At 72.9% G+C, this 13,598-nt stretch carries 12 protein-coding genes; 10 read left to right on the top strand and 2 right to left on the bottom strand.

Going from position 1 to position 13,598, the window contains the following annotated elements; all coding sequences use genetic code 11:
- Positions 1-42: 42 nt before the first annotated feature.
- The 9 genes from OIE51_RS03670 to OIE51_RS03630 all read left to right on the top strand — a co-directional run bounded on the left by OIE51_RS03670 (position 43) and on the right by OIE51_RS03630 (position 9,727).
- Complete coding sequence (locus OIE51_RS03670; RefSeq protein ID WP_326595466.1) at positions 43-1,323, top strand: NAD(P)/FAD-dependent oxidoreductase; 1,281 nt, start codon at positions 43-45, stop codon at positions 1,321-1,323.
- A gap of 103 nt (positions 1,324-1,426) precedes the next feature.
- Positions 1,427-2,374, top strand: a complete 948-nt coding sequence (locus OIE51_RS03665; protein ID WP_326595465.1) for an ABC transporter permease — start codon at positions 1,427-1,429, stop codon at positions 2,372-2,374.
- Positions 2,361-3,263, top strand: a complete 903-nt coding sequence (locus OIE51_RS03660; protein WP_326595464.1) for an ABC transporter permease — start codon at positions 2,361-2,363, stop codon at positions 3,261-3,263. The genes OIE51_RS03665 and OIE51_RS03660 overlap by 14 nt, the downstream gene beginning before the upstream one ends.
- Positions 3,260-3,997: a GntR family transcriptional regulator gene (locus OIE51_RS03655; protein ID WP_326595463.1), complete on the top strand. Its 738-nt coding sequence runs from the start codon at positions 3,260-3,262 to the stop codon at positions 3,995-3,997. The genes OIE51_RS03660 and OIE51_RS03655 overlap by 4 nt, the downstream gene beginning before the upstream one ends.
- Positions 3,998-4,024: 27 nt before the next feature.
- Entirely contained in the window at positions 4,025-5,068 is a 1,044-nt protein-coding gene (locus tag OIE51_RS03650; protein WP_326595461.1) for an ABC transporter ATP-binding protein, read from the top strand.
- Entirely contained in the window at positions 5,065-6,132 is a 1,068-nt protein-coding gene (locus OIE51_RS03645; RefSeq protein ID WP_326595459.1) for an ABC transporter ATP-binding protein, read from the top strand. Before OIE51_RS03650 ends, OIE51_RS03645 begins: the two co-directional genes overlap by 4 nt.
- Before the next feature lie 11 nt (positions 6,133-6,143).
- On the top strand, positions 6,144-7,436 hold the full coding sequence (locus OIE51_RS03640) for a cation diffusion facilitator family transporter (protein ID WP_326595458.1): 1,293 nt from the start codon (positions 6,144-6,146) through the stop codon (positions 7,434-7,436).
- The gene (locus OIE51_RS03635) at positions 7,436-8,929 is read left to right on the top strand and encodes an aldehyde dehydrogenase family protein (RefSeq protein ID WP_326595457.1); all 1,494 of its coding nucleotides are present in this window, start codon (positions 7,436-7,438) and stop codon (positions 8,927-8,929) included. Before OIE51_RS03640 ends, OIE51_RS03635 begins: the two co-directional genes overlap by 1 nt.
- A 135-nt stretch (positions 8,930-9,064) precedes the next feature.
- Positions 9,065-9,727 carry a GntR family transcriptional regulator gene (locus OIE51_RS03630; RefSeq protein WP_326595456.1) on the top strand — a complete coding sequence of 221 codons (663 nt, stop codon included), beginning with the start codon at positions 9,065-9,067 and terminating at the stop codon, positions 9,725-9,727.
- Between the two features lie 334 nt (positions 9,728-10,061).
- Here OIE51_RS03630 and OIE51_RS03625 read toward each other — a convergent pair whose 3' ends face one another.
- Positions 10,062-10,415 carry an ArsR/SmtB family transcription factor gene (locus tag OIE51_RS03625; protein ID WP_326595455.1) on the bottom strand — a complete coding sequence of 118 codons (354 nt, stop codon included), beginning with the start codon at positions 10,413-10,415 and terminating at the stop codon, positions 10,062-10,064.
- A gap of 115 nt (positions 10,416-10,530) precedes the next feature.
- Positions 10,531-12,540 carry a heavy metal translocating P-type ATPase gene (locus tag OIE51_RS03620; protein ID WP_326600485.1) on the bottom strand — a complete coding sequence of 670 codons (2,010 nt, stop codon included), beginning with the start codon at positions 12,538-12,540 and terminating at the stop codon, positions 10,531-10,533.
- A gap of 261 nt (positions 12,541-12,801) precedes the next feature.
- On the opposite strand from OIE51_RS03620, the gene OIE51_RS03615 reads away from it, so the two are divergent.
- Complete coding sequence (locus OIE51_RS03615) at positions 12,802-13,596, top strand: SAM-dependent methyltransferase (RefSeq protein ID WP_326595453.1); 795 nt, start codon at positions 12,802-12,804, stop codon at positions 13,594-13,596.
- The last annotated feature ends 2 nt before the right edge of the window (positions 13,597-13,598 follow it).

The following is a 13,598-nucleotide window of genomic DNA, read 5'->3' as shown; positions in this document are numbered from 1 at the left end:
CAGCCGACGACACCCCCGCGCCCCACGAGAGGAAGCAGCACCGTGAAGCCGATTCCCTACTGGTTGGACACCGCACCGGCCGCGCCCGACCGCACTGCCCTCTCTCTCGACGGGCGGACGGACGTGGCGGTCGTGGGAGCCGGGTTGACCGGCCTCTCCGCCGCGCTGCACCTGGCCCGTAAAGGGGCGCGGGTCACGGTCCTGGAGCAGGACACCGTCGGCTGGGGCGCCTCGGGGCGCAACGGCGGGATGTGCACCACCGGACTGGCCATCGGCTTCCTCACCGCCGTGGGCCGTTACGGCGTCCCGACCGCCAAGTCCCTCTACCTCGCCTACAACGACGCCATCGACACCGTCGAGAAGCTGGTCACCGAGGAGGACATCGACTGCGACTTCGCGCGGACCGGCAAGCTCAACCTGGCCTGTAAGCCCGCCCATTACGAGCGCCTGGCGCGCACCCACGAGGCGCTGCACGACCTCATCGGATACCGGACCGAGCTGATCCCGAGGAAGGACCTGCGCGCGGAGATCGGCTCCGACTACTACCACGGCGCCATGGCCGACCCGCAGGGCGCGGGCCTGCACGTCGGCAAGTTCGTCCGGGGCCTGGCCGACGCCGCCGAGCGGCTCGGGGTGCGGATCCTGGAGAAGGCCCCGGTCACCAAGGTCCGCCGGATCAGCGGCCACCGGCACGACGTCACCACACCCGTCGGCACGCTCCGCGCCGACCAGGTCCTCTTCGCGTCCGGCGCCTACACCGGCTCGTCGTTCCGCTGGCTGCGCAACCGCGTCGTGCCGGTCGGCAGCTTCATCGTGGTCACCGAGCCCCTCGACCAGGCCGTCCTGGACGAGCTGATGCCCACCCGCCGCATGGCGTCCGACTCCAGGAACATCCTCTACTACTTCCGCGTCACCCCCGACAACCGGCTGCTCTTCGGCGGACGCGCCCGGTTCGCGATGTCCGGCGCCGCCTCCGACCTCAAGAGCGGGAAGATCCTGCGCAAGGGCATGCTCTCGGTCTTCCCGCAACTCGCGGGCGTGCGCATCGACTACTGCTGGGGCGGGCTGGTCGACCTCAGCCTCGACCAGCTCGTCCACGCCGGGGAGCACGAAGGGCTCTTCTACGCCGCCGGCTTCTCCGGCCACGGCGTTCAGATGGCCACCCACATGGGCCGCCAGATGGCCGACGTGCTGGGCGGCGACGCCTCGGCCAACGTCTGGCGCGGTCTGGAATTCCCGCACGTCCCCGGGCACTACTTCGGCTCCCCGTGGTTCCTGCCCTTCGCCGGCGCCTACTACCGGACGCTGGACGTCCTCACCTGACCTTCGGCCCCCCGGCCCCGGCCGGACCGCCCCGACCACGCCGCACCACCCGCAACCCCGACGAGCCGCAGCCCACGACCCACGACCGGAAGGAGGTGGTGAGGTGATCCGCTTCGTCCTGCGACGCACCGTGGTCATGCTCGCCACATTGCTCGTGGTCTCCATGCTGACCTTCCTCATCCCCTATCTCAGCGGCGACGACCCGGTCCGCACGGTGCTGCGCTCACGGGTCTCGGACCGGGCCATCGACCCGGACGCGGTCGAGGCTCTCAAGGCGGAGCTGGGGCTCGACCAGCCGCTCGTCGTCCAGTACGCGAGCTGGCTCGGCCGCGCGGTGCGCGGAGACTTCGGCCTCTCGTTCACCAGCAGAACGCCCGTCGGCGACCTGCTCGGCGGCGCCCTCACCGTGTCCCTCATGCTCGCCGTCATCGCCCTGTCCGCCGCCCTCCTCATCGCGGTGCCCCTGGGCGTCATCTCCGCCACCCGGCGCGGTTCGAAGCTCGACAGCGGCGTCACCTTCGTCACCCAGGGATTCGTCGCCGTCCCCGAATACTGGCTGGCCCCCGTGCTGGTCCTCGTCTTCTCCCGCTCCCTCGGCTGGCTCCCCTCGGCGGGCTGGCAGTCGCCGGCCGCCATCATCCTGCCCGCCGTCACCCTCGCCCTGCGCCCGCTGGCCTACTTCGCCCGCGTCACGAGGGCGGCGATGATCGACGTCCTCCAGGCGCCCTACATCACCGCCGCCCGCGCCCGGGGCCTCAGCTCCCGCCGCGCCCTGATCCGGCACGCCCTGCGCAACGGTCTGCTGCCCGTGCTGACCCTCTCCTCCCTCTGGTTCGCCGGCCTGCTCGGCGGCTCGGTCGTGGTCGAGGTGCTGTTCGCCATCCCCGGCATGGGACAGCTCGTCTACAAGGCCGTCCTCAACCAGGACGTGCCCGTGATCCAGGCCGGCCTGCTGTCCCTCGTCGCCCTGGCGATCCTGGTCAGCACGGCGGCCGATCTCCTCGGCGAACTCATCAACCCGGCTGCGAGGGTCCGCCATGGCGCTCACTGAACACGCCCCCGACATCCGGCCGCACGGGGCGGCCCACCTCCTCGCGGCGATCGGCAGGGCGGCTCGCTCCGGCTGGCGGGCCTGGCGGCGCCTGCCGTGGACCGTGCGGGCGGGGGCCCTCGTCCTCACCGCGGTGCTGTCGGTCCTGCTGCTCACCCCCTGGATCGCGCCCTACGACCCCGCGACCCAGGACCTCACCCACCGGCTGGCCGCCCCCAGCGCCGGACACTGGCTCGGCACCGACCAGTTGGGCCGGGACGTGCTGAGCAGACTGATGTGGGGCGGACGGTTCTCCGTGACCATCGCGGCGATCACGCTGGTGCTCTGCGCGGTCCTCGGCACGCTCATCGGGGCGTTCAGCGCACGCGTCGGCGGCCTCGTCGATGAGCTGCTGATGCGCACGGTCGATCTGCTCATCTCCATCCCCGACGTGATCGTCGCGCTGTTCCTCATCGCGATCCTCGGCACCGGCCACGGCACCCTGATCGCGGCCCTCACCGTCGTCGGCTGGACCCCGTTCGCCCGGCTCATGCGCGGCCTGGCCCTGGAGATCAACAGCCGGGACTTCATCGAGGCCGCCGAGGCGCTGGGCTGCTCCCGCACCTTCGTCATCGTGCGGCACATCATCCCCAACGCCATCCGCCCGGTCACGGCGCTCGCCTTCCTCCGTTTCGGGCACAAGCTCATCACGGTGGGTGGCCTGTCGTTCATCGGGCTCGGCGTGCAGCCGCCGGACTCCGACTGGGGCGCGATGCTGCTGGACGCGCAGGTCTACATGGAGCAGGTGCCGCTGCTGGTGATCGTGCCCGGTCTGGCGATCTTCCTCACCGCCCTCAGCGTCACCCTCATCGGACAGGGCGTCGAGCCCGGGGAGGAAGCGCGTCGATGACCACCGAGGACATGACGACGGCCCTCGGCCGGCCGTCACCGGTCAACCCGATCCGTCGCAGGACCCTGACCTCCCAGGTCACCGAGCAGCTCAGGGACGGCATCCACCGCGGCGTCTTCCTGCCCGGCACCCAGCTCCACGAGACCGAGCTGGCCGAACGGCTCGGCGTCAGCAGGGGACCGGTCCGCGAGAGCCTGCAACGCCTCATCCAGGAAGGACTGCTGGCCAGTCAGCCCCATCGCGGCGTCTTCGTGCCGGTGCTCAGCGAGGACGACGTCGTGGACGTCTTCTTCGCCCGCGAGGCCGTGGAGGCCGCGGCCTTCCGCCGCGTCATCACCGCCCGCGCGTCCGCTGAACTGCTGGACGCCCTGCGCCGGGTGGTGGACGACATGGCCACGGCGGCCGAGGACGACAACTGGTGGGGCGTCGCCGACCTCGACCTCAGCTTCCACCGCATGGTGGTCGAGGCGGCCGGAAGCCACCGCCTCAACCGCATGTTCGACACCCTCGTCTCCGAGACCCGGCTCTGCCTCAACATGTACGCCGACCTCGAACCCGACCGCATGGACCTGCTGCCCGAACACCGGGGTTTGGTCGATCTCATCGCGGGCGCCGACCTGCCCACCGCCCTCACCACCCTGCGCCAGCACTTCGACGAAGCCGTCGTCACCCTGCGGCGCCGTCTGCGCCAGTCCGCCACGGCGGACGGCGGAACCCAGCAGCGGAAACGCTGACTCCCCCTGACGGGAAGGAGGCCGGACATGTACCGGCGACAGCACGACGAACGGACCCCCGGCCCGGCGAACGGCCCGGACGGTGACATCTCACTCGAAGTCCGGGATCTGCGCGTGGAGTTCACCGGCACCACCCCCACCAAGGCCGTCGAGGGCCTCGATCTCACCGTCCGGCGCGGCGAGATCGTCGCCCTCGTCGGGGAGTCGGGCTCGGGGAAGAGCGTCACGGCGCGCGCCGTGATGGGACTGCTTCCCGCCGGCGCCCGTGTCACCGAGGGCTCCATCGCCCTCGACGGCGAGAACGTGGTGGGCCTGCCCGCCCGCCGCATGGACGCGATCCGCGGGAAGCGGGTGGCCATGCTCTTCCAACAGCCCAAGGCCATGCTCGACCCGACGGCCACCGTGCGCGACCAGGTGGCCGAGCCGCTGTGGCTGCACGGCGGGCTCAGCCGCCGTCAGGCCGGGAAACGGGTGCCCGCACTGCTCGCCGACGTCGGCATCCCCGAGCCCGAACGCCGGGCGGGGGCCTACGCGCACCAGCTCTCCGGCGGCATGGCCCAGCGCGTGATGATCGCCGCCGCCCTGGCCGGCGACCCCGGCCTGCTCATCGCGGACGAGCCCACCACCGCGCTGGACGTCACCGTGCAGGCCCAGATCCTGCGGCTGCTGAAGCTCAAGCAGCGCGAGTCGGGCATGTCGGTCCTGCTGATCACCCACGATCTCGGCATCGTCGCCTCGATCGCGGACCGGGTCGCGGTCATGTACGCCGGCCGCATCGTGGAGGACGGCACCACCGCCGACCTCTTCGCCGATCCCCAACACCCCTACACCCAGGCCCTGATGAAGGCATCCCTGCTCGAACAGGAGCAGAACCGGCTCTACACCATCCCGGGCAGCGCCACCCAGTCCCGCGCCCTGCACCAGGGCTGCCGCTTCCGGCCGCGCTGTACGGTCGCGGAGGGCCTGGGCATCGCCAAGAACTGCGAGAGCCGCGAGCCGACGCTGCACGCCTGCGGCACCGGCCACCGCTCCCGATGCTGGATCCCCACACCCGAGGTGGTGACGGCGTGACGGCCCACCCGTCGGTCTCCGCGCCGCCGTTGCTGAGCGTGGAGCACGTGGTCAAGCACTTTCCGGTCGGCGGCGGCCCGTTGTTCGGCCGGCGGCAGAAGGTGCACTCGGTCGACGACGTCTCCTTCACCGTCCGGGCCGGTGAAGTGCTCGGGCTGGTCGGCGAGTCGGGCTGCGGGAAGAGCACCCTGGCGCGGGTGGTCCTCGGGCTGGCGGGGACCGACGCGGGGCGCGTCATGTTCGACGGCACCGACGTCGCCGGGCGCAGGGGCGCCGCGCGCAAGGCCCTGCGGCGGTCCATGCAACTCGTCTTCCAGGACCCCTACGCCGCTCTCGACCCGCGGATGCGGCTGGGCACCAGCCTCGACGCCCCGCTGGCCCAGCACGGCATCGGCACCGGCGAGGAGCGGCGGGCCCGCATCCTGGAGGTGCTGGGACAGGTCGGCCTGGACGAGTCGTTTCTCGACCGCCGCCCGGCCCAGTGCTCCGGCGGGCAGTTGCAGCGCGTGGTGGTGGCGCGGGCGCTGCTGCTCGGACCGCGCTTCCTCGTGTGCGACGAGCCGACCTCGGCGCTTGACGCGTCGATCCGGGCGCAGATCCTCAACCTTCTGGTCGAGCTGAAGGAACGCCTCGGCCTCACCCTGCTGATCATCTCCCACGACCTGCGCGTCGTACGCCACATCTGCGACCGGGTCGCCGTCATGTACCTGGGCGAGATCATCGAAGTCGCGCCCCGCGACGAGCTGTTCGAGCGGCCCGCCCACCCGTACACCCAGGCACTGCTCGCCGCCTCGCTGCCGGAACAGCCCGGTGCGGAGACGGACTTCGGCACCCTGCGCGGTGAACCGCCCAGCCCCATAGACCCGCCCGCCGGATGCCGCTTCCGCCGCCGCTGCCCGATGGCTCGCGAGCGCTGCGCCACCGAGGCTCCCGCGCCCCGGGAGGCGGGGCCCGGCCACTCCGTCTCCTGTCACTACTGGAACACCACCGAGAACCCGGTCCAGAACCCGGTCCAGAACCCGGTCCAGAATCCGGTCCAGAACCCGACCCCGACCCCGAAATGAGGACGCCGCCGATGTCCGCGGACCAGCACCCCCACCCGCACCCGCACCCTCACGCGGAGGGCCACGACGGCCACGGCCACCCGCACGCCGACCACGAGCACCCGCACGCCGACCAAGGCCACGCGCACGGGGAGCACGAGCACCCGCACGGGGAGCACCCGCACGGGGACCACGAGCACCCGCACGCCGACCAAGGCCACGCGCACGGGGAGCACGAGCACCCGCACGGGGAGCACCCGCACGGGGAGCACGGCCACGGGCACGCGCACGGCGGCCACGGCCACGACCACGGGGAGCACGGGCACGACCACCCGGGCGGGCTGCGCGGCTTCCTGCTGGAGATCTTCCGCCCGCACAGCCACGACGCGGCCGACTCGACCGACGACGCCCTGGAGTCCTCCGCGGAGGGCATCCGCGCCCTGAAGATCAGCCTGGTCGCCCTGATGGTGACCGCGCTCCTCCAGGTCGTCGTGGTCGTGATCTCCGGCTCGGTCGCCCTCCTCGCCGACACGATCCACAACTTCTCGGACGCGCTGACCGCGCTGCCGCTCTGGTTCGCCTTCGCCCTCAGCGCCCGCGCCGCCTCCCGCCGCTACACCTATGGCTACGGCCGCTCCGAGGACCTGGCCGGCATCTTCATCGTGCTGATGATCGCCACCTCCGCCGTCGTGGCCGGGTGGGAGTCCGTCGACCGGCTGCTGGACCCGCGCGATCTGGACAATGTCTGGCTCGTCGCGGCGGCCGGCGCCATCGGCTTCATCGGTAACGAGCTGGTCGCCAAGTACCGCATCAGCGTGGGCCGCAGGATCGGTTCCGCCGCCCTGGTGGCCGACGGCCTGCACGCCCGCACCGACGGATTCACCTCCCTGGCCGTGGTCTTCGGAGCGCTCGGCGTCTGGCTCGGCTTCCCCCTCGCCGACCCCATCGTGGGCCTGCTCGTCACCGTCATGATCCTCATGGTGCTCCGCGGCGCCGCGCGGGACATCTTCCGCAGGCTGATGGACGCCGTCGATCCCGACGCCGTGACCGCCGCCGAGGAGACCATCAGCCGCGTCCCCGGCGTGGTCGAGGTGGAGGCGTTCCGCATGCGCTGGATCGGTCACCGGTTGCACGGGGAGGCCGCGATCGCCGTGGACTGCGGCAGCACCGTTGTCGAGGGGCACGACATCGCCCAGGAGGTCCGGCACCGGCTCCTGCACTCCGTGCCCAAGCTGGAGGACGTGATGGTCCATGTCAGCCCGTGCAGCCACGAGGACCACGACTACCACGCCCGTTCCGCCCACCACTTCCAGCGAGCGTCCTGATGGAACCGGCGAAGGTCGCCGTGGCCGTCCCGCTGTCGTCATCGCCCCTGGCGGTGACGGCCCCCTGGCAGCCGCCGGCCGGCGCGCTGTGGGGCGGCGTGTGGCGCGACGGCGAGACCTCGTTCACCGTCCACGACCCCGAGGACGGCAGCCGGCTCGGCTCGGTGACGGATGCCAGTGCGGCCGAGGTGGGCGCGGCGGTGGAGGCCGTGGCCGCCGCCGTCCACTCCGGTCAGCCGTGGCCGGCGTGGCGCCGCCGCGAGGCGCTCCAGCGGGCCGCCGCCCTGCTCGGGCAGCGCCGGGTGACGCTGGCCGAGCTGATATCCCGGGAGGGCAGCAAGACGGTGCGGGAGGCGGACGCCGAGGTGTCCCGGGCCGCCGAGACGCTGCGGCTCTCCGCCGAACAGGCCGGCCGCCTCACCGGTGAGACGCTGCCCTTCGACGACACGGCGCGGGGCGCCGGCCGCCTCGGCTGGTACACCCGCGAGCCGGTCGGCGTGGTGGCGGCCATCACGCCGTTCAACGACCCGCTCAACCTGGTCGCCCACAAGCTGGGCCCCGCGCTGGTCGCGGGAAACGGCGTGGTGCTGAAGCCCGCCGAGGCGACGCCGCTGACCGCGCTGGCCTTCGCCGCCGTCCTGCTCGACGCCGGGATTCCCGCCGACCGGCTCGCCGTGGTCCCGGGCACCGGCGCCCGGGCGGGCCAGGCCCTGGTCGGCCACCCGCTGGTCGATCTGGTCTCCTTCACCGGCGGCCACCGGACGGGTGACGCCGTGGCGCGGGCGGCCGGGGCGAAGAAGACCCTGATGGAGCTGGGCGGCAACAACTGCGTGCTCGTCCTCCATGACGCCGACCCGGTCCGCGCCGCGCGGGCCGTCGTGGCCGGTGCCTTCGGCGTGGCCGGTCAGAACTGCCTGTCGGTGCAGCGCGTCCTCGTCGCGGCACCGCTCGTGGACCGGTTCACCGACGAGGTGGTGGCCGCGACCGGGCTGCTGCGGGTGGGCAGCAAGCGGGACCCCCGCACCGACGTCGGCCCGCTCATCACCGAGCGCGAGGCCGCGCGGGTGGCGCTGTGGGTCGAGGAGGCGCTGACCGACGGTGCCGTGCTGCGCGCGGGCGGGCGCCGGGAGGGAGCGTTCCACTGGCCGACCGTCCTCACCGGTGTCCCCGCCGCTGCCCGGCTGATGGTGGAGGAGGTCTTCGGACCGGTACTGGCCATCGACGCGTTCGACACCGTGGACGAGGCCGTGGCCCGGGCCAACGGCACCGCGTTCGGGCTCCAGGCGGGGGTGTTCACGGCCGGCCTCGACACCGCTCTGGCCGTCGCGGAACGGCTCCGGGTCGGCGCGGTCATGATCAACGACAGCAGCGACTTCCGGATCGACGCCATGCCGTTCGGCGGCCCGAAGCGGTCCGGTGTCGGCCGGGAGGGGGTGCGTTACGCGGTCGAGGCCATGACGGAGCCGAAGATCGTCGCGGTCCGCCGCGACTGAGCGTCTCCGCCCCGGACACCCCCGCCCGCAACCGCCGTGCCGGGCAGGGGTGTCCGGAAACAGCCGTCCCGGCTCGGCCGCCCGCTATCCGGCAGTAGGATGTTGACAATCGACACTGCTGTTGGCGGAGGAATCGTGACCGAAGGGGTGCCGGGCCTGGTCCCGATCGCGCGGCGCAGCACGTCAAGTCTCATTCTGGACCAGCTCCGTGAGCGCATCGTGGACGGCACTTTCCCCGCGGGCAGCCAGGTGGCGGAGGCGCAGCTCGCGGCGACGTTCGGCATCAGCCGGGGACCGGTGCGGGAAGCTCTCCAGCGGCTGATCCAGGAGGGCTTGCTCGTCAACATCAGGAACCGCGGCGTCTTCGTCGTGGAGCTGGGTCCCATCGACGTCGAGGATCTTTTCTTCTCCCGCCGCCTCATCGAGCGGCAGGCGGCCGGGCTGCTCTGGAAGAGCAAGGACGAGCGTCATCTGGCCCGTCTCCGGGAGTCGGCCGAGGACATGGCCGCCGTCCCGGCCGCGGAGTGGAGCCGGCTCGTGGAGCGGGATCTGGCCTTTCATGAAAGCCTCGTCGCGTCCGCCGACAGCCCCCGCCTCACCCGGATGTTCGCCACGCTCGCCGCGGAGACCCGCATCTGCCTGTCGAACCTGCCGGTCCGTGAGCCGCGTCCGGACCTCCTCGCCGAGGAGCATCGCGGCCTGGTCGCCCTGCTCCGCGACGGTGGTGAGGCGTCACTTCTCGCCGCTCTCGACAGCCACCTCGACTCGTCGCTGCGTCGGCTGACCGCGCGGGATTGATGCCCGCGCGACCTCGTGCGACCTCCGCGCGGGCCGGCGCCGCGACCTCCGCGCGGGCCGGCGCCGCGGGCTACGCGCGGGCCGGTGCCGCGGGCTACGCGCGGGCCGGTGCCGCGGGCTACGCGCGGGCCGGTGCCGCGGGCTACGCGCGGGCCGGTGCCGCGGGCTACGCGCGGGCCGGTGCCGCGGGCTACGCGCGGGCCGGTGCCGCGGGCTACGCGCGGGCCGGTGCCGCGGGCTACGCGCGGGCCGGTGCCGCGGGCTACGCGCGGGCCGGTGCCGCGGGCTACGCGCGGGCCGGTGCCGCGGGCTACGCGCGGGCCGGTGCCGCGGGCTACGCGCGGGCCGGTGCCGGTGCCGGTGCCGGTGCCGCGGGCTCGGGCGCGTCTTCCCCGAGCACGGCCCGCAGCACGCTGTGGATGGCCGGATCGGCCACCGTGTAGTACATGAACGTGCCCTGCCGGCGGGCCTTGACCGCGCCGGACAGCCGCAGCTTGGACAGGTGCTGGCTCACCGCCGCCGGGTTGGCCCCGACGATCTCGGCCAGGCAGGCCACATTGGTCTCGCCCTGGGCGAGCGCGTACAGCAGACGTAGCCGTGTGGGGTCGCTGAGGATGCGCAGCAGCTCGCTCGCCCGGTCCACGACCTCGGACTCCGGGACATGGAAATCCTCGATATCCGCATGCATAGTCAGATTCTATCCCCAGTGGTGCCGGTGGGCGGGTGGACCCGGTGGACGGGAACGTCTCGGGGCGCCCACGCCGTACGGCGGAAGAGCGCCCCGAGACGAGCGGGGGGACTGGTCAGACCCCGGTGCGCCGGGGCTCGGCCCCTTGCCGCCGTTCCCCGGGCCAGGCCGCCGAGCGCAGCAGCCGCAGGCCGTTGAGCCCGACGATCACGGTCGAGCCCTCGTGCCCGGCCACCCCGAGCGGCAGCGGCAGGTGGCCCGCCAGGTCCCACACGACCAGGACCGAGATGAACGTGCCCGCGATGACGAGGTTGGCCATCACCACCCGGCGGGCCCGACGGGAGAGCGCGATCACGGACGGGATCGTGTCGAGTTCGTCCCGGACCACCACCGCGTCGGACGTCTCCAGCGCCAGATCCGACCCGGCCCGGCCCATGGCCACGCCCAGGTGCGCCGCCGCCATGGCCGGCGCGTCGTTGACGCCGTCGCCGACGACCAGGGTCCGGTAGCCGGCGTCCTCCAGCTCGCGGACGGCCGCCACCTTGTCCTCCGGAAGCAGGCCGGCCCGCACGTCCTCGATGCCCACCTCGCGGGCCAGGCGCCGGGCGGCGCGGGCGTTGTCCCCGGTGAGCAGGACCGGCGGAGCGCCGGTCAGCTCCGCGACCGCCCGGACGGTCCCGGCCGCGCCGGGACGCGGCCGGTCGGCGATCCCGAGCACGGCGACGGGCGTGCCGTCCACGCGGACCACCACGGCCGTGCGGCCCGCTTCCTCCAGCTCCGGCACCACGGTGTCGGCCGGGCCGGTGATCTCCCGCAGCAGGTGGGCGGGGCTGCCCACCTCGATCCGGTGGCCGCCGACCAGGGCGCTGACGCCCCGGCCCGGCGCGGAGGAGAAGTCCGTGACGGGGTCGGGGGAGATGCCGCGCTCCGCGGCGGCGGTCACGACGGCACGTGCCAGCGGGTGCTCCGAGCGGTACTCGGCGGCTGCCGCCAGCCGCAGCACCCCCGCCGCGTCCAGCTGGGTGCCCGGCAGGACGCGGACGTCCGCCACGCGCGGGGTGCCCTCGGTGAGGGTGCCGGTCTTGTCGAACGCCACCCGGTCGGTGGCGCCCAGACGCTCCATCACGACCGCCGACTTCACCAGCACGCCGTGCCGGCCGGCGTTGGCGATGGCCGCCAGCAGCGGGGGCATCGTCGCCAGCACGACCGCGCAGGGCGAGGCGACGATCATGAACGTCATCGCCCGCAGCAGCGCGTCGTCCAAGCTCTGGCCCAGGCCGAAGAAGGGCACGGCGAAGATCAGCAGGGTCGCGACCACGATGCCCACGGAGTACCGCTGTTCGATCTTCTCGATGAAGAGCTGGGTGGGGGCCTTGGTATCGCTGGCCTGCCGCACCATCGCCACGATCCGGGCCACCACCGAGTCCTCGGCGGGCCGGGTCACCAGCACCCGCAGGGCGCCGCCGCCGTTGAGCGTGCCGGCGAACACCTCGTCGCCCATGAGCTTGGGCACGGGCAGCGGCTCGCCGGTGATGGTGGCCTGATCCACGTCGCTCGCGCCGTCGATCACCTCGCCGTCGGCGCCGACCCGTTCGCCGGGCCGGACCAGGATCTCGTCGCCGACGACCAGTTCGGCGGTGGCCACCACCTCCTCGCCGCCCGCCGCCGTCAGCCGGGTGGCGTGCTCGGGCGCCAGGTCCAGCAGGCCCCGCACTGAGTCGGCCGTCCGCTGGGTGGCGTACGCCTCCAGGGCGCCCGACGTGGCGAAGATGACGATCAGCAGGCCGCCGTCCAGCACCTGACCGATCGACGCGGCGCCGATCGCGGCCACGATCATCAGCAGATCCACGTCGAGGCTCTTCTCCCGAAGCGCCGTCAGACCCGCCCACAGCGGCTCCCAGCCGCCGGCCACGTAGCAGGAGAGATACAGGGTCCAGGTCGCCCAGCCCGGCGCGCCCGCGACGTCGGCCACGACGCCGAGCACGAACAGGGCGGTCGCCGCCGCCGCCCAGCGCACCTCGGCCAGCGCCCACAGCCGCGTGCGGTGCGCGGTCACCGGCCCGCGCGGGGGTGCCGCCGCGGGCTCGGCGATAGCGGTTCGACCGGTCGTCGCCGCCATGGTCATCAACTCCATCCGTTCCGTCCGTGTCTCCGGGAGCCGGCGTCGATGACGGCCGGAGCACCACGGACTATAGCTCATACTTGCGTATACACGCAGATACTTAGATGCGCGGAAAGGTGGAGCGCGGCAAGTGGACTGAAAGGAAGGAGAGTTGATCGGCGCACGACTGTGCGGGTCGCCGCTCAAAAGCGTTACTCTGACCTCGCACGGAGCGGCGTGTCCTGGGGCGGGCGCGTGCGCGGGGACACAGGAACGGGAGCTGCCGTGGCGGACCAGAACGTCGAGATCGACCTGAGCAGGCCCAGCATCGCGCGCGTCTACGACGCGGTGCTCGGCGGCAAGGACAACTACGAGGTCGACCGCGTCGTCGCCGACCAGGTGCGGGCGACCATGCCGCACATCGGCGACGTGGGCTGGTTCAACCGGGCGGCGCTGGGCCGGGCGGTCCGCCATCTGACGAGCGAGGTCGGCATCCAGCAGTTCGTGGACCTGGGCGCCGGTCTGCCCACCATGGAGAACACCCATCAGGTCGCTCAGCGCCACAACCCCGCCGCCCGCGTGGTGTACGTGGACAACGACCCGATCGTGCTCGCCCACGGCCGGGCCCTGCTGGAGGAGAACGACCGGACGGCCGTCGTCACCGCCGACCTGCGCGACCCCGGGACGGTCCTCGGCCACCCCGTCCTGCGCGAGCTGATCGACTTCGGCCAGCCGGTCGGCGTCCTGCTGGTCGGGATGCTGCACCACCTGCACGACGACGAGAACCCGCAGGGCATCGTGGACAGCTACCTGGCCGCCGTCCCGCCCGGCAGCCACCTGGTCATCACGCACTTCTGCGACACGGGCCCGGAGGCCCGCGCCGTGGAGAAGACGATGCTGGAATTCCTCGGCACCGGCCGGTTCCGGACCATCGAGGAGATCGAGGCGTACTTCCAGGGCCTGGAGCTGCTCGAACCGGGCGTGGTGCCGCTCCCGATGTGGCACCCCGACGGCCCGGTCGAGCAGCCGCTGTCCGTCGCCCAGCGCCTCATGGCCGGGGGCGTCGCCCGCAAGCCCTGACC

The organism is Streptomyces sp. NBC_01803 (genome assembly GCF_035917415.1).
Taxonomy (GTDB): Bacteria; Actinomycetota; Actinomycetes; order Streptomycetales; family Streptomycetaceae; genus Streptomyces.
Note: the sequence above shows the minus strand (reverse complement) of the source record. Positions and strands in the feature narration are given on the sequence as shown.